We start from the raw sequence: 20,641 nt of genomic DNA, 5'->3' as shown, positions 1-20,641 counted from the left end.
GAGGTTACTGTGTCCGGCCCCCGCGCCGAAAGTGGCCACGCTCAGGCGGTGGCCAGGGGCTTAACCTGTTCCTCTGCGTGCCGGATTTCCAGCGCCTCCGGATCCAGCAGCTTCCGCGTGCCGGTCCTCGCGTCCAGGATCCAGAACAGTTCCAGGGCGGGTACGACGTCGGTCACCCGCCCCCGGTGGAAGAGCTTGCCGTTGTGCCACGCTTCGATCTGGTCGCCGATGCGTAGCTGGGCCGTCATTACTTTCGGTGCCTCCATGATGCGTGCCTCCTGCTGTTGATCCCCGTAAGAACAGCTTGCCGTGGCCAGGTTGCTGAAATGTTTCAACAGGGTGTTTTTTCTGTGACCTTTGGGGCGGGAGGGACCAGGAAGCACGACGCCGGGCTGACGCACAGCGGGATCAGGAGGCCGCTTCGCGCCGGGCTGCTTCCACCGCCTCCCCGATGCCCCCTGTCCAGGGTTCGCCGTGGCCGGGCAGGACCAGGGAAGCGCCGGTCCGCGCCAGCTGGGTGAGGGTGTCCAGGTTCTGCCGGCTGTCCATGGTGGCGGCTCCCGCCACGATGCGCGGACCCCTCCGTCCCGAGTACGGATCGAGCGTCACCAGGGCGTCACCGCTGAACAGCACATCCCGGTCCCGGAGATACAGCCCGCAGTGCCCGGCGGTGTGGCCGGGGGAGAACACGACCTCCGGCGACCCCGGCACCGGCAGTGCAGCGGACCCGGCAGGGAACAGCGTCAGGTCGTCAACGCCCTTCACCCGCAAGGCGCCCGCCCTGGTCATCCGGGCCAGCACGGGCAGGCCGCCGGGATGGGCCAGCGCAAAGACGAAGCGGGACTTCTCGTGCTGGTACCGGTAGGGGTGGCGGGCGATGAAGGAATCACCGCCATGCACCCACACGGGCACCTTGAAATCCGCGTGCAGCCGGTGCGCCAGGCCCAGGTGGTCGAAGTGCGCGTGGGTGAGCACCACTGCCTTGATGTCGCCCACGGCGTGCCCGAGGCCCCGCACCGATTCCTCCAGAGTCTTCCACATGGCCGGCAGTCCGGAGTCCACCAGCGTCAGTCCGTCCGGGCTCTCCACCAGGTAGAAATTAACGAAGGCTTCGGAGATGCAGTGGACGCCGTCCGCCACCGTTGTGAACGACGCCCTGCCCGAGGTGGCCTGCGTCATCTCCGCCCCGCCGCCCGCCGAAGCGCCCGTACTGCCACGACGCCGCCCAGGCCGGCCAGGACCCATGGCCCGCCGACCAGCAGGGGATCGATCCACTGGTGGTTGACGTCGGCGCGCTTTTTCCCGAACCGGGAGCCCACCCCGTGGCGGGAGAACTCGCTGAGCACCCCGGTCTCGGTCAACGGGTTGTCCGGCCGCATGGTGGCGAGGGAGCGCAGGTGGCTTTCCCAGGCGTCCACGCGGTCCGCGGCGACGAGCAGCAGCCAGTGCGCGGCCCGGCCCTCGCTGTACTTGTAGGCGTACTTCCGGATGGCCCCCGAGGCGCCCTTGGGAGGGGTGGAGGTGCCGAAAACGGGGGGAAGGAAGGCGTGCTCGACGGACCGCTCCCGGGGCCATTTCTCGGGCTGGCGTTCCGGGAAGTCCCAGTGCGCGCCGGTTTCGATCCCGGGTTGCTCACGGGGGAAGGAGGGCCTGTCGGCCGGGTCCAGGTCCACTCCCCATCCTGGAATGCGGGCGCGGAGGTCCTCCACGGATTCCTTCAGGGCAGGCTTGCCGGCGGTGTAAGGCGTTGGTATCTCAGCCATGATGCTCTTCCTTTCAGGCCGGGGTGGAAATAATGAGGGGCTTGATGCAGTCATCTAGCTTCGCTGAGAAGATGTGGTACCCCTCGGCGATGTGTTCCAGCGGGATCCGGTGGGTGACGATGTCGCTGGGCTTCAGGTACCCGTTCCGGATGTGTTCGAACAACCGCGGCCACTGCCGTTTGACCGGGCACTGGTTCATTCGCAGCGTCAGTCCCTTGTTCACGGCGTCGCCGAACTTCACGGCACTGAAGATCGGGCCGTAGGCGCCCACCACGGACACGGTCCCGCCTTTGCGCACCGCGTCGATGGCCCAGTTGAGGGCTACGGGCGAGCCGCCCTGGAGTTTCAGTTTGCTGCTGGTGACGTGCTGGAGGAAGTTGCCGTCCGCCTCGGCTCCCACCGCGTCAATGACGACGTCGGCGCCCAGGTAGTCGGTGGCTTTCTTCAGGTGCACCACAATGTCGTCGTACTCCGCGAAGTTGTATGTTTCGGCGTGGGCAAAGGTGCGGGCTTTTTCGAGCCGGTATTCCAGGTGGTCGATCACGATCACCCGGCCTGCGCCCATCAGCCACGACGACTTTGCGGCGAACAAGCCCACCGGCCCGGCGCCGAACACCACCACGGTGTCGCCTTCCACGATGTCGCCCAGCTGGGCGCCGAAGTAACCCGTGGGAAGCGCATCGGTGAGCAGGACGGCGTCCTCCTCGTCCATCCAGTCAGGTATTTTGGCCGGTCCCACGTCGGCGAACGGCACGCGCACAAACTCCGCCTGGCCGCCGTCGTAACCTCCGCAGGTGTGGGAGTAGCCGTAGATGCCGCCCACCGCCGTCGCGTTCGGGTTCACGTTGTGGCAGTTCGAGAACAGGCCGCGGGAGCAGAAGTAGCAGGACCCGCAGTACACGTTGAAGGGAACCATCACCCGGTCCCCGACAGCCAGGTTCTGCACCGAGGGGCCAACCTCATGCACCATCCCCACGAACTCGTGGCCGAACGTCATCCCCACCCGGGTGTCGGGCATCATGCCGTGATAGAGATGCAGGTCGGAGCCGCAAATGGCCCCGGTGGTCACCCGCACAATTGCGTCGTTGGGGTGCTCGATCTTCGGGATGTCCTTTTTTTCGACCCGGACTTTGTACGGGCCGCGGTACACCATTGCTCGCATGTCTGCCGCCTTGCTTGTTGGTTTGGCGGCGCAGTTCCGTCTTGTGCAGGAACCAACCCCCGCTGCTTGAGGCGCACCGCGTGCCCCACGTTTCCACTTCGGGCGGGAGCTGGTCAAGGGTCGCTGCGCCGGCGCCGGAGCGGGGGCGAAGGATGCTTAGGGCGTCCGACGGCGGGTAGGGGAGAAGGTGAAGGGCGCACCGACGAAGGGGGAGCGAACAGTGTCACGGGAAACCCGAACACCGCCGGTGAAGGCAACCGGCGTGCCTGCCAAGGCGCCGGCCTTCCTGTTCGGCATGGGGATCGGCGGGTTTGTGGACGGCATCGTCCTGCACCAGCTGCTGCAATGGCACCACATGCTCAGCCACACCGAAAGCGGCAACACCAAAACCGTGGCCGGCCTGGAACTGAACACCCTGGCCGATGGCCTGTTCCACAGCGCCATGTGGGTGCTTGTGGTGGCCGCGGCTGTCCTCACCGTCCGCGCCCGCCGGCAGGGGCGGCTCTCTGGCAACTGGAGTCTCCATACCGGCCTGGTCCTGTGCGGCTGGGGAGCCTTCAACATCGTCGAGGGCCTGGTCAACCACCAGCTTCTGCAGATCCACCATGTCCGTGACGACCTGGGCGGCCCGCTGGCGTGGGACCTGGGCTTCCTGTCGGTCAGCGTGGTGCTGGCCGCGGCAGGCTGGCTTCTGTTTCGGGGTAGCCGAACGTCTGGAAAAAGCGGCACATCTGACGCAGGATAGTAAGCATGCTGATTAAATCGGCTGCCGGAACACGTCAGTTCCACCAACCCCGATGTGAGCTCGAGAGGACATACTCATGGTTTTCTTTCACAAGCAGGAACTTCAATACAAGGCGACGCCGGATAAGCCGGACGCCGTCTACGCGCGGAAACTGCAGGAAGTCCTGGGCGGGCAGTACGGAGAAATCACCGTCGCCATGCAGTACTCGTTTCAGGCCTGGAACGCCCATATGCCCGGGAAATACCGGGACATGCTGTTCGGCATTGGAGCTGAGGAATTCGGCCACGTGGAGATGCTGGCCACCATGATTGCCCAGCTGCTGGAGAAGGCACCCCTGGGCATCACCGAAGACGCCGTGCAGGCCGATCCCACCGTTGCGGCGATCGTGGGCGGAACCGATGTCCAGTCCGCCATCGTGGCCGGCGCCGGCGTCCGGCCCGTTGACAGCAACGGAAATCCTTGGCAGGGCAGCTACATCACCGCCAGCGGCAACCTCCTCGCCGACTTCTGGGCCAACGCCAACGCGGAAATGCAGGGCCGGCTCCAGGTGGCCCGGCTGTACCACATGACCGATGACCACGGCATCCGGGACATGCTGTCTTTCCTGCTTGCCCGGGACACCATGCACCAGAACCAGTGGATCGCTGCGGCCAAGGAACTGCAGGAAGAGGGCAAGGAAAACTTCCCCGTGCCGAGCAACTTTCCCATCAACAAGGAAATGCGGGACGTCGCCTACGAGTACCGGAACTTCTCCGACGGCCAGGCCGCAGCGGAGGGTTCGTGGGCCAAGGGCCCCACACCGGACGGCCTGGGCGAGTTCACCTACGTTTCAGAACCGCCGGCCGGCGTCCCCATGCCACCGCCCACGCACCCGGATTCCCGCTTCTACGGCACCACCGAGCTGCCGAACATGATGGAGAAGGCTGCGGGAACCATCCAGGACAAGCTCAAGAAGGAGTAGCTGGCGACGCGCACAGCGATCCGCGACGCGCAAAAACGCTGGCGCACCCGTATTCCGGGTGCGCCAGCATTTTGGTGTGTCGCAGGGTAATTATCGTGTCGACATGGCAGCACGAAGCCCCTGCCGGAAAGTCCCGGAGAAAAACCGGGCGGCAGGGGCTTCGAAGGGTGTGCCTATTTGTTGGGGTCCGGATCCTTGACGTCGCGCGGGCCGATATCCGCAGCGCCCAAAATGTCGGCGGCCGGGCTGTCAGCGGGCGCATGCTCGCGGACGCTCAGCTCCGGGTGGTGCAGGTCCAGGGCCGGCCTTTCCGAGCGGATCCGGGGCAGGGAGGTGAAGTTGTGCCGCGGCGGCGGGCAGGACGTGGCCCATTCGAGCGAGGCACCGAAGCCCCACGGATCATCCACGGTGACCTTCTTGCCGGTCCGCCACGTGAGGTAGACGTTCCACAGGAAGGGGATCATCGAGGCGCCCAGCAGGTAGGAGCCGAGGGTGGAGAACTGGTTCATCCAGGTGAATTCATCTTCCGGCATGTAGTCGGCGTAGCGGCGGGGCATGCCCTCAACACCGAGCCAGTGCTGGATGAGGAAGGTGCCGTGGAAGCCCAGGAAGAGCATCCAGAAGTGGATCTTGCCCAGCCGTTCGTTGAGCATGGTCCCGGTGAACTTGGGCCACCAGAAGTAGAAGCCGGCGAACATGGCAAACACCACGGTGCCGAACACCACGTAGTGGAAGTGCGCCACCACGAAGTAGGTGTCGGAGACGTGGAAGTCCAGCGGCGGGGACGCCAGGATGATGCCGGTGAGGCCGCCGAAGAGGAACGTGATCAGGAAGCCCAGGCTCCACAGCATGGGCGTCTCGAACGTCAGCGAGCCGCCCCACATGGTGCCGATCCAGTTGAAGAACTTCACGCCGGTGGGAACCGCGATGAGCATGGTCATAAACGCGAAGAACGGCAGCAGCACCGCACCCGTGACGTACATGTGGTGGGCCCACACGGTCACGGACAGGGCAGCAATGGCGATCGTGGCGTACACGATGCCCTTGTAGCCGAACAGGGGTTTGCGGCTGAAGACCGGGAATATCTCGGAGACGATGCCGAAGAACGGCAGCGCGATGATGTACACCTCGGGGTGGCCGAAGAACCAGAACAGGTGCTGCCACAGGATGGCACCGCCATTGGCCGGATCATAGATATGGGCGCCGAACTTCCGGTCCGCTCCCAGGGCAAAAAGCGCGGCGGCCAGTGGCGGGAACGCCATCAGCACCAGGATGGACGTGACCAGGGCGTTCCACGTGAAGATGGGCATCCGCCACATGGTGAGGCCGGGGGCGCGCATGCAGATGATGGTGGTAATGAAGTTGACGGCACCCAGGATGGTGCCGAAGCCGGACAGCGCCAGGCCGAACACCCAGAGGTCGCCGCCGAGGCCGGGCGTGAAGGTGGTGTTGGACAGCGGGGTGTAGGCGAACCAGCCGAAGGACGCGGCGCCCTGCGGGGTGATGAAGCCGGACACCGCGATGCTGGAGCCGAACAGGAAGAACCAGAACGCCAGCGCGTTCAGCCGCGGGAACGCGACATCGGGCGCACCGATTTGCAGCGGCATGATCACGTTGGTGAAGCCGGCGAAGAGCGGGGTGGCGAACATCAGCAGCATCATGGTGCCGTGCATCGTGAACAGCTGGTTGTACTGCTCTTTGGTCTGCAGGATCTGCATGCCTGGTTCGTACAATTCGGCGCGGATGAGCAGCGCCATCACGCCGGCAAGCAAGAAGAAAACAAACGAGGAAATCAGGTACATGTACCCGATGGTCTTGTGGTCCGTGGACGTGATCCAGCTGACCACGATGCTGCCCTTGGGGCGCTTGACCACCGAAGGTGCGGCGGTTGCCGACGTTGTGCCCATGTTCTGGCGGGTGGTGGTCATTACGGTTCCGTCCTTTGTTGTGCCTGCTCCAGGGCTGGTCGTTCCGGATTCCGGTCGTACTCATCGCCGCGGATGCCGGTGTTGCCCTTGGCCCGGAGGTCGGCGATGTGGGTGTTGTATTCCTGCTCGGTCACTACGCGGACCTTGAAGAGCATCTCGGAGTGGTATTCACCGCAGAGTTCAGCGCATTTGCCGGTGAACTCACCGGTGCGGCTGGGAATGATGTCGATGAACCGGTTGTACTGGTTTTCGCCGGGGTACATATCGCGTTTCTGCATGAACTCCACCACCCAGAAGGAATGCTGGACATCGCGGGAGTTCAGCTGCAGTTCCACCTTCTTGCCTACCGGCAGGTACAGGGTGGGCAGCCGGTCCGGCGTACCCCAGTTGCCGTCCAGGTGGGCCTGAACGCCCGGATCTTCATGGACGTCCTCCTTGACGTAGTTGAAGTCCCACGCCCACTGTTTGCCGCGGACGTCGATCACCACGTCAGGGTCCTCGAACCGGTCGTCCATGGCGCGCTGCTCGCGGTCGGTAAAGACGAACAGGACCCCAACGATCATGAGCGGTACAGAAAGGTAAAAGACCTCCAGCGGGAGGTTGTAGCTCATCTGCCGCGGAAACCCGACCGTATCCTTCTTGCGGCGGTAGGCGATGATGCACCACAGGATAAGCCCCCAGGTGATCACGCCGATCACCAGAGCAGCGATCCAGGAATTCACCCACAGATCAGTGACCAGGGGAGTGTGGTCCGTCGTGTCCCGTTCGCCGGGCAGCCAGCCCCGCTGGACCTCGGCAGAACAGGAGGTCAACGCCAGCAGGGCCGGAATCGTCAGTAAGGCGGCAGCCCGCCGCCATCTAAAGGTGTTTCTTCCAGTGCTGCTCACAGCGCGGTTCTCCTCCGGAAAATGCCCAGAGGCCCTCTGCATGAGCCCAATGACCCATGGCACATGGCCAGCGGGTTTGTGCCCACACTAGCGCGGGAAGGAGCCGAATGGGAAGAGGTTGTAGACCGTGCCGGGAACCGTCCTGCGAACGCCGGAACCAGGGCGGCCGGGAAGGCCGACGGCGGCGGGGACTGCCGCCGCCGGCGCCGCATCAGGCGTCCTCGCTGATAATTTCGCTGGCTGCCATGGCCAGCAGGTCACGCTGGAGGGCGGGCAGCGAGATCAGTCCCTCCACGTAGGCCTGGACCTCGTATTCACCGGCGGTGCCGCTCATGCCGAAGTACCGCAGCCAGAGCTCGCCAACGGTGATGTCCGCTTCCTTCAGCGTGTGGTTGAGCCGGCTGCGCTGCTCCGGCTCGTGCGGCTCGAATCCCATGACTGTCCCCTTGGCGTCGTTTAGCGCGGCGCTGTCCGGCTGGGCGTCAGGCGACGTCGGGGTAGCTGGCGAGGATGTAGTCGGCAGCGGCAGGGCCCGTCATGTACAGGCGGCAGTTGTTCACGTCAACACCGCAACGGCGCATCCCGGCCCTGAAGGCCTGGTCGGATTTGGCCCGGAAACCGTGCAGCGCTGCCCAGCTGACATAGAGCCCGTAAAGGCAGTCGGGTCGCAGGGGGTGTTCGGACGAAGGGTCGGGAACGGTGGCTTCGTCAAGGAACTGCTGAATGTGTGAGGACGGCATGGTGGCTCAATCCGGTTCTGCATCATGTGCCGCCGGGTGGCTCCAGCAGCAGCTTCCTGAACCCCTGCAGTCGGGGCCGGGGAGGACGGGGGTAACGCCCGTCACACTCCTGAATTTACCCGCGGTGGGCGGGGAAGTACAGCCTGCCCGCCGCCGTCTGAAGCCTGAAGGGAGGGGCCTGGGAAGGTCAGCACACCGCCGTAACAAAATACAAGTCTTCCCAATAATTCGTAAGGGTGCTTATTATGTTCTTCTTTCGACGGCATGCAGCGACCGTCAGCGAACCTTCCCGATTGGGCTGCGCCCGGCGGGAACAGCTGAAAGGCTCCCATGCACCTGACCCGGTCCGAGTACTCCAACCCCAACCATGTGCTGGTCCACGTGAGCGACCCGCACTTTGTGGAAGAGGGGCTGCTGTACGGCGAGCTGGATCCGCAAACGGGGCTGGTCGAAGTTCTTGATGCCATCGAGGCCAGCGGGCTGAAACCGGAAGCCATTATTTTCTCCGGCGACCTGACGGACAAGGGGAGCCTGGAAGCCTACCGGCGGCTGCGGACCACCTGCCAGGCCTACGCCGGGCGCATGGGCGCGCAACTCATCTGGGCCATGGGCAACCACGACGAACGTATCAACTTCCAAAAGATGCTCCTTGACGAGGAGCCGCGGACCCTTCCGGTGGACCGTGTCTACTACCTGGGCAATCTCCGGGTTCTGGTCCTGGACTCCTCCACCCCCGGCTACCACCACGGTGAGATCAGCGATGAGCAGCTGCGCTGGCTCGCGGGGGAACTGGCGACAAGGGCCGACGACGGCACGCTCCTGGTGATCCACCACCCCCCTGTGCCTCCGGTCCAGGAACTCGCGGTACTTTCGGAGCTGCGGAACCAGGAGAGCCTGGCCCAGGTGCTGGAGGGCAGCGACGTCATCGGTATCCTCTCCGGCCACACCCATCACAGCGTCTTTTCGACGTTCGCCAGCATCCCGGTATCGGTGGCGTCCTCCACCAGCTATAACCAGGACCTGGCACTGCCCGCGGGGGCCATGCAGGGCCTGGACGGCGCCCGGTCGTTCAACCTGATCCGCATCCACAACCGCACCTTCGTCTCGGCAGTGGTCCCGGTGGGCCAGTACCCCCGGATGAATTCCTACATCACTGCCGAGGAAACCCGGCAGCGGCTCCAGGCCGCTTCCATCGTCATCCCATCCGCCACCGAAAACGCGGGAGGCACCCCCTGCGGCCGCCCTTAGGCCGCGACATCGAATGAAAGGACCAGCCATGGACCAGAAACCACCCTCTCCACCCGGCACCCGCCGCCGCAACGTGGCGGTCATCCTGGCAGGAGGAGTCGGCGCCCGCATGGGCCTGGACATACCCAAACAGTTTGTCCCGATCGCCGGCCGCACGAGCCTTGAACACACGGTGGAGCTGTTCCAGCACTGTGAGCTGGTGGACGAGATCATCGTTATGATGACGCCGGGTTACATCCCCCGCGCGGAGGAACTGCTCCTGGGCAGCACACCAGGCGGAAAAGCAGCCAACAAGTTCGGTAAGCTCACCGGGATCCTTCCCGGCGGGGCAGACCGCAGCGAAACCTCCCGCCTTGCCCTGGCTGCCATCGCGGATAAGGACGCCAACGTCCTCTTCCACGACGCCGTCCGCCCCCTGCTCGACGGCGACATCATCATTGCCTGCATCCGCGCACTCGACGTCTATTCCGCCGTCGACACCGCCATCCCCTCAGCGGACACCATCATCGAAGTGGATGATGAGAACTTCATCCGTGCAGTGCCACCGCGGGCCAAACTGCGAAGGGGCCAGACCCCGCAGGCGTTCCGGATGCCCGTGATTGCCGAGGCGTACGAACGGGCCGGCCAGGACCCTGACTTCTCCGCCACTGACGACTGCTCAGTGGTCCTCAAGTACTGCCCGGATGTCCCCATCTTTGTGGTGGACGGGGACGAGGCGAACATCAAGATCACCCAACCCATCGACATCCACCTTGCGGACAAACTGTTCCAGCTCAAGCACAAAACCATGCTGCCCGGCGGGAACACGGACGGGCTGCGCGGCTCCACGGTGCTGGTGTTCGGAGCGAGTTCGGGGATCGGGCTGGAGCTCGTCCAGCAGCTCGAGGCTGAAGGCGCCCTGGTGGTGGGGCAAAGCCGCACCGGCAACGGAACCTATGTGGAGGACCGCCGGTGCGTGGCGCAGGCGCTCGCCTCCGCCGCCGCAACCCATGGGCGCCTGGACCACATCATCCTCACGGCAGGGGTCCTCAGCGTTGGCCCGCTTGCCCAGCTGACCGATGAGCAGCTGCATCACGACGTTGACGTGAACCTCACGGCAGCCTTCATCGTGGCCCAGGAATCGCAAAAGTACCTGGCCGAAAGCAAGGGATCCCTGACCCTGTTCGCCTCCAGCTCCTATACCCGCGGCCGGGCCAACTACACGGTCTACTCAGCCACCAAGGCTGCGATCGTGAACCTCACCCAGGCGCTCGCGGACGAGTGGAGCTCGGACGGCATCCGGGTGAACTGCATCAGCCCCAGCCGCACCGCCACGCCCATGCGGACCAGGGCGTTCGGCGCCGAGGAGGAAGGCTCCCTGCTGCCCGTGGCGGCTGTTGCCGGGGCCAGCATCCAGGTCCTGGCGTCGGCCATGACCGGGCAGGTGGTGGACGTCCGGCTCCCGTACACGGACGCGTCCAAGGACGGGGAACTGGTGGCGCAGCCATGAGCCAGGACGTAGAGACGCTGCGGGTTGAGACGGAGGGCGGCCACAGCCACAGCCTCACGGCGGACAGGTTGTCGCTGACCCTCGCGGGGCCACCCATCCCGGCCGGCGCCACCTTGTCCATCCTGCTGGAGGACAGGCCCATCTGGAACGTCCATTCCGGCGAGGGCGCGAGGCGCGGTGCCGGCGCCTGCGTGATCGACTGGCCGCCGGCCCTCGCGGGCCGGCTGTCCGGGTGGGCGCGGCTCAGCGTGCTGCAGGACGGGACGCCGTTATGCCCGACGGCGACCGTAGCCTTTGACGATTCGCCGCACCAGTTCTCGCTGGAGGAACCGGGCACGGGTCTGCCGCAGATCATCAACAAGTGGGGGCGGATCGCGCGGAACTTTGAAGGCCAGCGCGCTCACCTGATAGATGAGGCGCTGGATGAGGCCTGCATACTCGTGGAGTGGTTGCGGGGCCGCGGCCTGGAGCTCTTCGTCACCGGCGGCACCCTCCTGGGGCCCGTCCGGGACGGCCGGGTTATGCCCGGGGACGACGACGTGGACCTGGCGTACCTGAGCCGGCACGAAAACCCCTCGGACATCGCGCTGGAGAGCTTCGAGCTGGAACGGGCGCTGCACGCGCAGGGCTATGAAACGGTCCGGCACTCCGCGGGGCACCTGCAGCTGCTGTTCCCCGGGCCGGACGGAACGGACCGGTTCTACCTGGACATCTTCACCTACTTCAATGTGGGCGGCTGGTTCCATGGCACGTTCCATGCCCGCGAACGCACCGAAAAGGTGACCATCTTCCCGCTCCGGACCCTTTCCATCAACGGGCGGGAGCTGCCGGCGCCGGCGGAGCCGGAGCAGATGCTGGCCGCGATTTACGGACCCGGCTGGCATACCCCTGATCCGGCATTCCGTTTCGTCACCCCGCCGCCGGCGCGGCGCCGCTATGACACCTGGCTGGGCGGCCTGGACTGGGACCGGGAGAACTGGGAGGACCACCACCGGGCGCTGCTGCAGCGCGGGGCCGGGCACGGTACCGGCCACGCGCCGTCGGCCTGGGCGCAGGAGCTGGCCCGGGAGCTTCCCCCGGGGTCCCGCATCCTGGAGCTGGGCTGCGGCCTCGGCACTGACGCGAAGCACTTCGCGGCGCAAGGGCATCATGTGGTGGCTGTTGACTACAGCCGCCCGGCAATAGAGAACCTGCGCGGGCAACAGGCCGGGCCCGGGTCCCTGGAGTTCCGCCGCGTCAACCTCAACTCGCTCAGGGAAACCGCCCCGCTGGCCAGGCTGGTGGGCGAGGGTGCAGGTCCGCTGCATGTGTACGGGCGACTGCTGCTGAATTCGCTCGACTGGCAGGGCCGGGAGAACACCTTGGGCCTGATCCGGCAGCTCTTGCGAACCCAGGGCCGGGCTGCAACGGCCTTCCTGGAAGTCCAGGTGGGGGAGTGCGAACCGGCCTTCCCGGACTGCCGCTTCTATGGCCCCGTGGACGTTGCAGGGCTGAAAAGCAGCCTTGCAGAGCTGGGGCTGGAAGCAGAAGACGTTCCACCACAACCAGGGCGCCACGAGGAAGGCGCCATACCCACCCATCGAGTGAAAGTGAGGGCCCTGCCATGAATGATCCCCTGATTGACGCCATCCACGAGCACGAGCCCTTGAGTGACCCGCTGGAAGAGGTCAACCTGCGGCTGGCCATAGCGGCAACGGATATCGCCGAACTACGCGCCGAGGTGATCCGGCTGGACCGGGACCTCGACGAGTCCCGCCGGTTGAACCGGAGGGCCGCGGAACTGCTGGACCTCGTCTACGAGCAACTGGCCCGCACTCCGGGCCGCCCGGCCGCCGCCCAGACCCACGTCCTTGATGTGGCCGGCACCCCGGCAGGTGCCCAGGTTCACGCCCTACAGGGGAAAGGGGCGGGCATATGAGCGGAATCGAAATTATCGGCGCCTTCGAAAGCACCTACCTTCCCCGGCACGACAGGGACATCTTCGAATCCACTGCCCATGATGTCCAGTGGAAGCAGGACCTGGAACTGCTGACCCAATGTGGCGTAAGCCGGCTGCGGTACCCTGTCCGCTGGCACCGGGTGGAGGCCGAGGAAGGCGTCTTCACATGGCAGGACACGGACAAGGTGCTGCACTATCTCCGCGACAACGGCTTCCGGCCCATCGTGGACCTGGTGCACCACACCAGCTACCCCCGGTGGCTGGACGGCGGCTTCGCTGACCCCCGTTTCCGCACGGCCTACCTCCGGTATACGGAAGAGTTCGCCAAACGCTATCCGTGGGTGGAGGAGTACACGCTCTTCAACGAGCCCTTCTCCACGTTGTTCCTTACCGGGCACGAGGCCATCTGGCCGCCGTACCAGAAGGGCCTGGACAACTTCGTGGGCCAGGTCCTCAACGTGCTGCCGGCCGTGGCGGAGGCCAGCCGGGCATACGCGGAACTGTTGCCGGGCGCCAGACATGTTTGGGTGGACACCTGCGAGCACCACACGGGTGCCGGTGCCGGCGGAAGCGCCTACGCCGCCATGGCCAACGAACGCCGGTTCCTGGTGCTGGATAGCTTCCTGGGTAAGTACGACGGCAAGGGCTACGACCCGGACGGTCCCATGGCGGAGCTGCTTCGCGACGCCGGGGGAGAGAAGCTGCAGGATCTGGAGCCGGGGCGGATCGACGTGCTGGGACTGGACTATTACGCCCACTGCCAGTGGCACTTCGATGACAAGGGCGGCGCCCCCAACACCCCGTACCCGCTGCCGCTTGCCCAGCAGATCTACCTGTACTGGGACCGTTACCGGTTGCCATGCCTGCTCACCGAGACCAATGTCCGCGGCCGCACCTCGGACCGGGCCACCTGGTTCAAGTATGTGCTTGAGCAGTGCGAACGGGCCCGGCAGATGGGCGTTCCCCTCGATGGCCTGTGCTGGTTCCCGGTGATTGATTCCACGGACTGGGACACGCTTCTGTACCGCAGCGACGGGCACATCGATCCGGTGGGGGTGTATTGGCTGGACGACGAGCTGGCCCGGCAGCCGTCCGTGATGTCGGAGTCCTACGCGAGAGCCGCCGCGGGCACGCCGTCGAAAGAATTGCCGGCCTTCATGCTCGGCGAACCGGTAGCCACCTGGCTTCGGGGGTACGAATCACAAATGTCGCACTGGAAATGGAGGCAAGCCCCCGACGCGGAACAAGGCAACAGCCTGCCCAACACACAGACCCGAATGGAATTGAGGATAGTCAATGCAGAGTGAACTGATCGTTTTGTCGCACCTCCGCTGGGACTGGGTGTGGCAGCGCCCCCAGCACCTCGTTTCCCGCTTGGGCTCCCGCTGTTCCACCTGGTACGTGGAGGAACCGCTCACGCCGTCGCCCGGCTTCACCGGGCCGAACCGGATAAACCACACCCAGGTGGACGGGCTGAACAGGGCCTGGCTGGAGATCCCGGAGCAGGGCCACCATGTGGGATTCTTCGACGACGTCCTCCCGGACTACATCGAACAGCTGCCCGAACTGGTGGGTCCGCCCGGAGGGGAGCGCGTGGTCTGGCTGTACACGCCGCTGGCCCTGGAACTTGCCCTCGCGCTGCAGCCCACCACGCTCGTCTATGACGTCATGGACGATCTCGCCGCCTTCAAGGACGCCCCGCCCGAGCTGGTGGTGAGGCAGCGGCAGGCACTCCGCCGGGCCGACGTCGTCTTCGCCGGCGGCCGCTCGCTCCACCGGTCCATGGTGCGGCAGGGCCGCTCGGACACCCTGCTCTTCCCCAGCGGGGTGGAGCCGGAGCACTACAGGACCCCGACGGCGCAGCCCCGGGTTCCGGGGCAGCGTCCGGTTGCCGGATACGTGGGGGTCCTGGACGAACGCCTGGACCTGGGGCTCATCGCCGACCTCGCCGCCGCGCTGCCGGAATGGGACATCAAGATGTACGGGCCCGTGGCCAAGATCGATCCGGCCAGCCTGCCCCAGGGACCGAACATCAGCTACGAAGGGTATACCTGCTACGCGGACCTTCCCGCTGCGATGGCACGGCTGGATGTTGCCCTCATGCCGTTCGCCCTGAACGAGGCAACCCGCTCCATCAGCCCCACCAAAACCCTCGAATACCTCGCGGCCGGCCTTCCCGTGGTGTCCACCCGGGTGCCTGACGTGGTGGCTGACTTCCCGGGCGTGGTGCACCTGCGCGACCACGGCGCGGGCTTTGCTTCACTGTGCCGGAACCTCGGCCAGCGGGATCCGTCGCGCGGCCCCAAGCCGAAGACCCGTGAGCTGCTGAAGCAATACCACTGGGACGTGATCGCCGCCCAGATGGCCGAGTCCGTCTTTGCCTCCGGGCTCCAGCTGCCGGAACCGTCCGGCGCCGAGGCCACTGCGTAGCGCTGCCAGCCAGGGAAGGAGAGTGGAATGACGCATATCCGGGCCATGATGGACGCCCACCCCAAAGGGCTGGATGAGTTCAACAAAGCCAAACTGGCTGAATGCATCGGTGCCTGTTTCGAATGCGCGCAGACCTGCACTGCCTGCGCCGACGCCTGCCTCAGTGAGGACATGGTGGCGGAGCTGGTCAGCTGTATCGGGACTGACCTGGACTGCGCTGATATCTGTGCAACAACAGGAAACGTGCTCTCCCGGCATACCGGCTATAACGGCAGCGTCACCCGGGCGTTGCTCGAAGCCTGCCGCGCTGCCTGCAGGGCCTGCGCGGAGGAGTGCGATAAGCACGCCGACATGCATGACCACTGCCAGGTCTGCGCGGAAGCGTGCCGGCGCTGCGAACAGGCCTGCGCCGACTTGCTGAACTCACTGGAAGAAGGAGCTGAACAACGATGAACGAAGTACCCCTGCACAAGGAACTGCCGCTGCCCGACTACGACCACTTGCCGGTGGGGACCCTGCCGTCACGCATCTCCGGACTGGATGAGGCGCAGATGGCGCAGCTGATTACGTACGAGAAGGCCCACGGGAACCGCCTGCCCATCATGCAGATCCTCGAAAAGAGGCTGCATGACCTGCAGGGCGGCGCCGTTCCCCGCGGACCGCAGGCGCCCAGCACGCCGGAAGTGAACACCGGCCAGCCGGACACACCCCAGACTGCCAGCGTGCCGGGGCCACCTATCAACCCGCCTTCACAGGGCGATCCCACCAACCCCGCCCAGCCCCGGTAAGCCGTGGAGCAATATCACGGGCTGGAGGGACACGACGGCCCGGGTCACGAGGGCCCGGGCCTGCACGCGCGCGATGACACCGGCGTGAAGGACGATGATGTAAACGACGAAGGCGTGAAGGACGACGGCGGCGCGGACCTTCACGCCTTCGTCCGGGCCCATCAGGCTGAGTTGGAGGGCCAGCTGGCTGAGTGGGTGCGCGTGCCCGGCGTGCTGGGGGATCCGGAGCACGCCCAGGACCTGCTCCGCTCGGCCAACTGGCTGGCGGCGGCCTTCCGCGACGTGGGCTTCCCGGTGGTGGAGGTGCTGCCCACCGGGGAGTCCCACGCGGTGTACGCCGAATGGTGCGAGGCGCCCGGCGCCCCCACCGTCCTGGTGTACAGCCACCACGATGTGCGGGTGGCCAATCCCCAACAGTGGGACCAGACCGCCCCCTTCGAACCGGTGGTGCGGGACGGCAGATTGTTCGGGCGGGGCAGCTCGGACGCCAAGGGGCAGGTCCTGGCCCACCTTTGGGGGATCCGCGCGCACCTGGCCCAGCAGTCCCAACGCTCTCTCACTTCCGGGGCCCAAAACCCAAACGCTCCATCACCTACGGACGCCGAAACCGAAACGCTCTCTCACTTAACGGGCCTAAAACCCGAACGCTCCATCACTTCCGGGGCCCAAAACGCAAACGCTCCATCACCTTCCGGCGCCAAAACCGAAACGCTCTCTCACTTCCCTTCCCCTGAACCGCCGGACTCGGCACGAGCGGCACCCGCCATCAACCTGAAGTACCTGGTCGAGGGGGAGGAGGAGGGCGGTTCGCCGCATCTTGCCCAGTTGCTGGAGGAGCAGGCGGACCGGCTGCAGGCGGACCTGGTGGTCTTCTCGGACACCCTTCTGTTCCGCGCGGACCATCCGGCGCTGTGCCTGAGCCTGCGCGGGATGATCAGCGCGCACCTGGAGCTGACCGGTCCTGAGGTGGACGTTCACAGCGGCGCCGTTTCCGGTGCCGTCCCCAATCCCGCCTTTGAACTGAGCAGGCTGCTGGCAGGTCTTCACGACGAAGATGGCCGGATCGCCATCCAGGGATTCTATGACGATATTGCCGCGGTGCCGGAGGACTTTCGGGAGGCGCTCGCACGCCTGCCGTTCACCGAAGAGGACTGGGTGGAGCGCTCGGAGACGGGAAGCATCACGGGCGAGCGGGGCTATACGGTCCCGGAACGCCTGTGGCTCCGCCCGGCCGTGGAGATCACCGCGCTGGTTGCCGGCGATCCTGTCGGGCTTTCGAGTGCGGCTGTTCCGTCCGTGGCCTCCGTGGACCTGAGCTTTCGGACCGTGGCGGGGCAGCGGGTGGAGAAAGTGGCCGAGCAGATCCGGCAATGGGTCCAGGACTCGGTGGGGGAGAACTACGGCCATACGCTCAGCGTGGATCTCGAGACGGCCCAGGAACCGTACCGGACCCCGGACCACCCCGCGGTTTCCGCCCTGGAAAGGGCCATGGCCAAAGGCTTCCGCTCCAAGGAGGTTGGCAGGATGGGCAACGCCGGCGGGGGCCCTGCCGCGCTGCTCAGCCGGTCACTGGACGCCCCGGTCCTGTTCTTCGGGACGGGCCTTGTGGAGGACCACTGGCATGACAGCGACGAAAGCGCCAACCTCGAAGTCCTGGTCAACGGCGCCGTCACGCTTGCGTGCTTCTGGGATGGGCTTGCAAGGATGGAATGACAAAGGACGACGGCGATGGACGGCTCAGGAGCAGCAGGCACCACAGGTGCCACGGACGGGGATGCCATGGAGAGCGGCGCGGGCGTTTCGGAGCCCGGTGCCGCAGGGCGGCTGCGGACGTTCGGCATTGAGGAGGAATTGCTCCTGGTGAGCCCGGAAACGGGTGAGGCCGTGCCCATGGCCGGCGCTCTCTGGGACCTGTACGTGCGTCCGATGGACTCCGCTTCCGGTCCCGTCCTGACCGCCGAGTTCCAACAGGAGATGATCGAGGTTGTCACGCCCCCGCATTCCACCATGGCGGCACTGGAGGCGGACATCATTCGGGGGCGGGCCATCGCCGACAGGGCGGCGCGGGACATAGGAGCCCGGGTTGCAGCCCTGGGAACATCCCCGCTGCCTTCCGATCCCCACCCGGTGCAACTCCGCCGTTTCCTGGCCATGACGGAGGAGTACGGGCTAACGGCCAGGGAACAGCTCACCTGTGGTTGCCACATCCACGTTTCCGTGGAGTCGGACGAGGAGGGCGTGGCCGTGCTGGACCGGATGCGAATCTGGCTGCCGGTCCTGAGCGCGTTGAGCGCCAATTCGCCGTTCTGGCACGGACAGAACAGTGGTTATGCCAGCTACCGCTCGCAGGTGTGGAGCCGGTGGCCGTCCGCCGGGCCGCTGGACATCCTGGGTTCGCCGGATGCTTACCACCAACTGGTGTACGACATGGTCAGCACCGGCGTGGCATTGGACGAGGGGATGATCTACTTCGATGCCCGGCTTTCCCGCCACTATCCCACTGTGGAAATCAGGATCGCAGATGTGTGCCTGCGGCCGGAGAACACGGTGCTGCTGGCCGGCATCGCCCGCGGACTGGTGGAGACCGCTGCACGGGAGTGGCGGCAGGGCATAGACCCGGTCCCCGTGCCGGCGACGCTCCTGCGGCTGGCCGGGTGGAAGGCCAGCCGGTGGGGACTGCGCGGGGAACTGCTGGATCCGGTGACCAGCCGCCCGGGGCCGGCGATCGCCGTCGTCAATGCCCTGGTGAACCATATCCGGGAGGCGCTGGAGGACATCGGGGACCTGGATAGGGTGGAGGAATTGATAGACGGTCTGCTCGCCGCCGGCACGGGAGCCGTCCGGCAGCTGGAGGTGATCCATCGCGCGGGGAATTTGGAAGCCGTGGTGGCGGACGCGGTCGATTGCACCGTGTGGGTTGAGGCGGACCGCGACTAAGGCATATTGACACGGCGCACTCCTGAGCGCACCCTGATAGCGCTAGTTGCCCGTGTGTTGGCCGGCGTTCGGCGGCTTGCGCAAACGGCCGACCAACTTTCCCGGAGTTCTCTGGGCGCTCCGGATGAACAGTTCCACCCACTCCCTGTCAGGAGAAAACGAAATGGCCGGAGATTCAATCAGAGCCCTTGAAGCAAAGTCATTCGACGAACCGGATGAAAAACGCCGCCCGCCGAAGACCCAGGTGGATGTTGTGAACATCGGAGACACCACCTTGGGCAGGTTTACTTTTGAGCCGGGCTGGAAGTGGTCCGAGACGGTCAAGACCGTGGTCCATACCGACAGCTGCCAGGTCAACCACGTGGGAATCTGCGCCGCCGGGACGCTGACGGTGCGGATGGTGGACGGCACACAGGCCACCATCAGCCCCGGCAACGCTTACACTATTCCTGCCGGCCACGATGCCTGGGTGGAAGGCGATGAGACATTTGTTGGCTACGAAATCATGAGTGCGGCCACCTTCGCCAAGCCTGCCTGAATTGGCCGGTTGAGGCCGGAGGCTGATTCTGGCGAAAGGTCCATCATGCGTCCATCTCCCCGGACAGCTTCCGGGTCCTCAGAGAGGACGGATTCCGGTGCGCGGAAGAAGCCCCGGCGCGGTTGGCGCCGCGCCGGCCTCGCCGCGCTGGTCATCCTGGGGCTGATCCTCGTCTCCACGGTGGTCAACCTGGTCCTGGAGTCGACGGAGAAATCGGGCATGGCTGCCTACGGCGAACGTATCGTCGTAGGCAGCGGTTCCCTGAACGTGTACCGGAACGGGCAGGAAGAGGGCCAGCCGATTGTCCTGCTTAGCGGGCTGGGAACCCCGGCGCCCGGCTTGGACTTCGCTCCTTTGGCCCGCGAACTCAGCGGCTTCGACGTCATCGCCGTCGAGGGGTTCGGGTACGGCTACAGCGACATGGAAGCCCCGCCGCGGACCAACGAGAACATCAGCACCGAACTTCACGAGGTCCTGGCCAAGCTGCAGGTCAAGCAGCCCTACGTCCTGGCAGGGCACTCCATCGCCGGCTTCTACATGCTCGACTACGCGAACCGGTACCCAACGGAAGTGTCCGCCGTCGTCGGCATCGATGCGACCATACCGAAACCCGGGGACCAGCCGGTTCCGGACCCGGAGCCGGGCATCAACTGGGAACGGGCCCTGGCCGTCACCGGGATAGTGCGCGCGGTCGCGGCCGTCGCCCCGGGTTTCGTGGACCCGGCAAGCGACGCGTACACGGATGACGAGCTGCACCGGATGCGCCTGATGACCAGCTGGAACTACGGCAATCCGGCAGTGGCGGACGAAACAGCCCGGATAGCAAACAACGCGGCGGCATTGAGGGGCGTCACCTATCCCGATGACCTGCCGGTGTTGGCCTTTGTTGCCGGGGAGGATACCGATTCGGCAGCCACTAAAACATCCGCTGCGCAGAACCTGCTGAAGAACGTCCGGCGGCATAAAATCGTCACGCTGGAGGCCGGGCACTATCTCCACTGGACCCAGTCCAAGCGCATGGCGGAGGAAATCCAAGCCTTCCTTGCCGGCAGCGGTTAGTCCGGCAGCGGTTAGTCCGGATGCGGC

General features: G+C 65.6%; 22 protein-coding genes. 14 read left to right on the top strand and 8 right to left on the bottom strand.

What is annotated here, in order from left to right; all coding sequences use genetic code 11:
* Positions 1-41: 41 nt before the first annotated feature.
* The 4 genes from M1D93_RS15455 to M1D93_RS15440 form a co-directional block, all read right to left on the bottom strand.
* Positions 42-266 carry a hypothetical protein gene (locus M1D93_RS15455; RefSeq protein ID WP_461172354.1) on the bottom strand — a complete coding sequence of 75 codons (225 nt, stop codon included), beginning with the start codon at positions 264-266 and terminating at the stop codon, positions 42-44.
* A 142-nt stretch (positions 267-408) separates the two neighbouring features.
* Complete coding sequence (locus M1D93_RS15450; RefSeq protein ID WP_461172353.1) at positions 409-1,179, bottom strand: MBL fold metallo-hydrolase; 771 nt, start codon at positions 1,177-1,179, stop codon at positions 409-411.
* Complete coding sequence (locus tag M1D93_RS15445; protein WP_461172352.1) at positions 1,176-1,763, bottom strand: hypothetical protein; 588 nt, start codon at positions 1,761-1,763, stop codon at positions 1,176-1,178. Before M1D93_RS15445 ends, M1D93_RS15450 begins: the two co-directional genes overlap by 4 nt.
* A 13-nt stretch (positions 1,764-1,776) precedes the next feature.
* Positions 1,777-2,925: a zinc-dependent alcohol dehydrogenase gene (locus M1D93_RS15440; RefSeq protein WP_461172351.1), complete on the bottom strand. Its 1,149-nt coding sequence runs from the start codon at positions 2,923-2,925 to the stop codon at positions 1,777-1,779.
* 220 nt (positions 2,926-3,145) lie between these two features.
* Between M1D93_RS15440 and M1D93_RS15435 the strand changes: the two genes are divergently transcribed.
* A complete protein-coding gene (locus tag M1D93_RS15435) occupies positions 3,146-3,670 on the top strand; it encodes a DUF2243 domain-containing protein (RefSeq protein WP_461172350.1) in 525 nt (174 codons plus the stop codon).
* Positions 3,671-3,746: 76 nt separating this feature from the next.
* Positions 3,747-4,631 carry a manganese catalase gene (locus M1D93_RS15430; protein ID WP_461172349.1) on the top strand — a complete coding sequence of 295 codons (885 nt, stop codon included), beginning with the start codon at positions 3,747-3,749 and terminating at the stop codon, positions 4,629-4,631.
* 173 nt (positions 4,632-4,804) lie between these two features.
* On the opposite strand, the gene ctaD is transcribed toward M1D93_RS15430, so the two are convergent.
* The 4 genes from ctaD to M1D93_RS15410 form a co-directional block, all read right to left on the bottom strand.
* A complete protein-coding gene (ctaD, locus tag M1D93_RS15425) occupies positions 4,805-6,559 on the bottom strand; it encodes an aa3-type cytochrome oxidase subunit I (protein ID WP_461172348.1) in 1,755 nt (584 codons plus the stop codon).
* On the bottom strand, positions 6,559-7,446 hold the full coding sequence (gene ctaC / locus M1D93_RS15420; protein ID WP_461172347.1) for an aa3-type cytochrome oxidase subunit II: 888 nt from the start codon (positions 7,444-7,446) through the stop codon (positions 6,559-6,561). The genes ctaD and ctaC overlap by 1 nt, the downstream gene beginning before the upstream one ends.
* A gap of 211 nt (positions 7,447-7,657) precedes the next feature.
* Positions 7,658-7,882 carry a hypothetical protein gene (locus M1D93_RS15415; RefSeq protein WP_461172346.1) on the bottom strand — a complete coding sequence of 75 codons (225 nt, stop codon included), beginning with the start codon at positions 7,880-7,882 and terminating at the stop codon, positions 7,658-7,660.
* Between the two features lie 46 nt (positions 7,883-7,928).
* A complete protein-coding gene (locus M1D93_RS15410) occupies positions 7,929-8,186 on the bottom strand; it encodes a hypothetical protein (protein ID WP_461172345.1) in 258 nt (85 codons plus the stop codon).
* Between the two features lie 330 nt (positions 8,187-8,516).
* On the opposite strand from M1D93_RS15410, the gene M1D93_RS15405 reads away from it, so the two are divergent.
* The 12 genes from M1D93_RS15405 to M1D93_RS15350 all read left to right on the top strand — a co-directional run bounded on the left by M1D93_RS15405 (position 8,517) and on the right by M1D93_RS15350 (position 20,614).
* Positions 8,517-9,434, top strand: coding sequence for a metallophosphoesterase (locus tag M1D93_RS15405; protein WP_461172344.1), 918 nt, complete (start codon positions 8,517-8,519; stop codon positions 9,432-9,434).
* 28 nt (positions 9,435-9,462) lie between these two features.
* Complete coding sequence (locus M1D93_RS15400) at positions 9,463-10,923, top strand: SDR family NAD(P)-dependent oxidoreductase (RefSeq protein ID WP_461172343.1); 1,461 nt, start codon at positions 9,463-9,465, stop codon at positions 10,921-10,923.
* On the top strand, positions 10,920-12,530 hold the full coding sequence (locus M1D93_RS15395) for a class I SAM-dependent methyltransferase (protein ID WP_461172342.1): 1,611 nt from the start codon (positions 10,920-10,922) through the stop codon (positions 12,528-12,530). The genes M1D93_RS15400 and M1D93_RS15395 overlap by 4 nt, the downstream gene beginning before the upstream one ends.
* Positions 12,527-12,841, top strand: coding sequence for a DUF6752 domain-containing protein (locus M1D93_RS15390; protein ID WP_461172341.1), 315 nt, complete (start codon positions 12,527-12,529; stop codon positions 12,839-12,841). Before M1D93_RS15395 ends, M1D93_RS15390 begins: the two co-directional genes overlap by 4 nt.
* Positions 12,838-14,169: a family 1 glycosylhydrolase gene (locus M1D93_RS15385; RefSeq protein WP_461172340.1), complete on the top strand. Its 1,332-nt coding sequence runs from the start codon at positions 12,838-12,840 to the stop codon at positions 14,167-14,169. The genes M1D93_RS15390 and M1D93_RS15385 overlap by 4 nt, the downstream gene beginning before the upstream one ends.
* Positions 14,159-15,292, top strand: coding sequence for a glycosyltransferase (locus M1D93_RS15380; protein ID WP_461172339.1), 1,134 nt, complete (start codon positions 14,159-14,161; stop codon positions 15,290-15,292). Before M1D93_RS15385 ends, M1D93_RS15380 begins: the two co-directional genes overlap by 11 nt.
* A gap of 27 nt (positions 15,293-15,319) precedes the next feature.
* On the top strand, positions 15,320-15,745 hold the full coding sequence (locus M1D93_RS15375) for a four-helix bundle copper-binding protein (RefSeq protein WP_461172338.1): 426 nt from the start codon (positions 15,320-15,322) through the stop codon (positions 15,743-15,745).
* Entirely contained in the window at positions 15,742-16,080 is a 339-nt protein-coding gene (locus M1D93_RS15370; protein ID WP_461172337.1) for a hypothetical protein, read from the top strand. The genes M1D93_RS15375 and M1D93_RS15370 overlap by 4 nt, the downstream gene beginning before the upstream one ends.
* 3 nt (positions 16,081-16,083) lie before the next feature.
* Positions 16,084-17,793 carry a M20/M25/M40 family metallo-hydrolase gene (locus M1D93_RS15365; RefSeq protein WP_461172336.1) on the top strand — a complete coding sequence of 570 codons (1,710 nt, stop codon included), beginning with the start codon at positions 16,084-16,086 and terminating at the stop codon, positions 17,791-17,793.
* 15 nt (positions 17,794-17,808) lie between these two features.
* Entirely contained in the window at positions 17,809-19,017 is a 1,209-nt protein-coding gene (locus M1D93_RS15360) for a carboxylate-amine ligase (RefSeq protein ID WP_461172335.1), read from the top strand.
* Positions 19,018-19,180: 163 nt separating this feature from the next.
* On the top strand, positions 19,181-19,555 hold the full coding sequence (locus M1D93_RS15355; RefSeq protein ID WP_461172334.1) for a cupin domain-containing protein: 375 nt from the start codon (positions 19,181-19,183) through the stop codon (positions 19,553-19,555).
* A 45-nt stretch (positions 19,556-19,600) separates the two neighbouring features.
* Positions 19,601-20,614 carry an alpha/beta fold hydrolase gene (locus tag M1D93_RS15350; protein WP_461172333.1) on the top strand — a complete coding sequence of 338 codons (1,014 nt, stop codon included), beginning with the start codon at positions 19,601-19,603 and terminating at the stop codon, positions 20,612-20,614.
* Positions 20,615-20,641 lie beyond the last annotated feature (27 nt).

Source organism: Arthrobacter sp. Z1-9 (genome assembly GCF_054792695.1).
The sequence above is the reverse complement of the archived record's forward strand: the minus strand, read 5'-3'. Positions and strand labels throughout refer to the sequence as shown.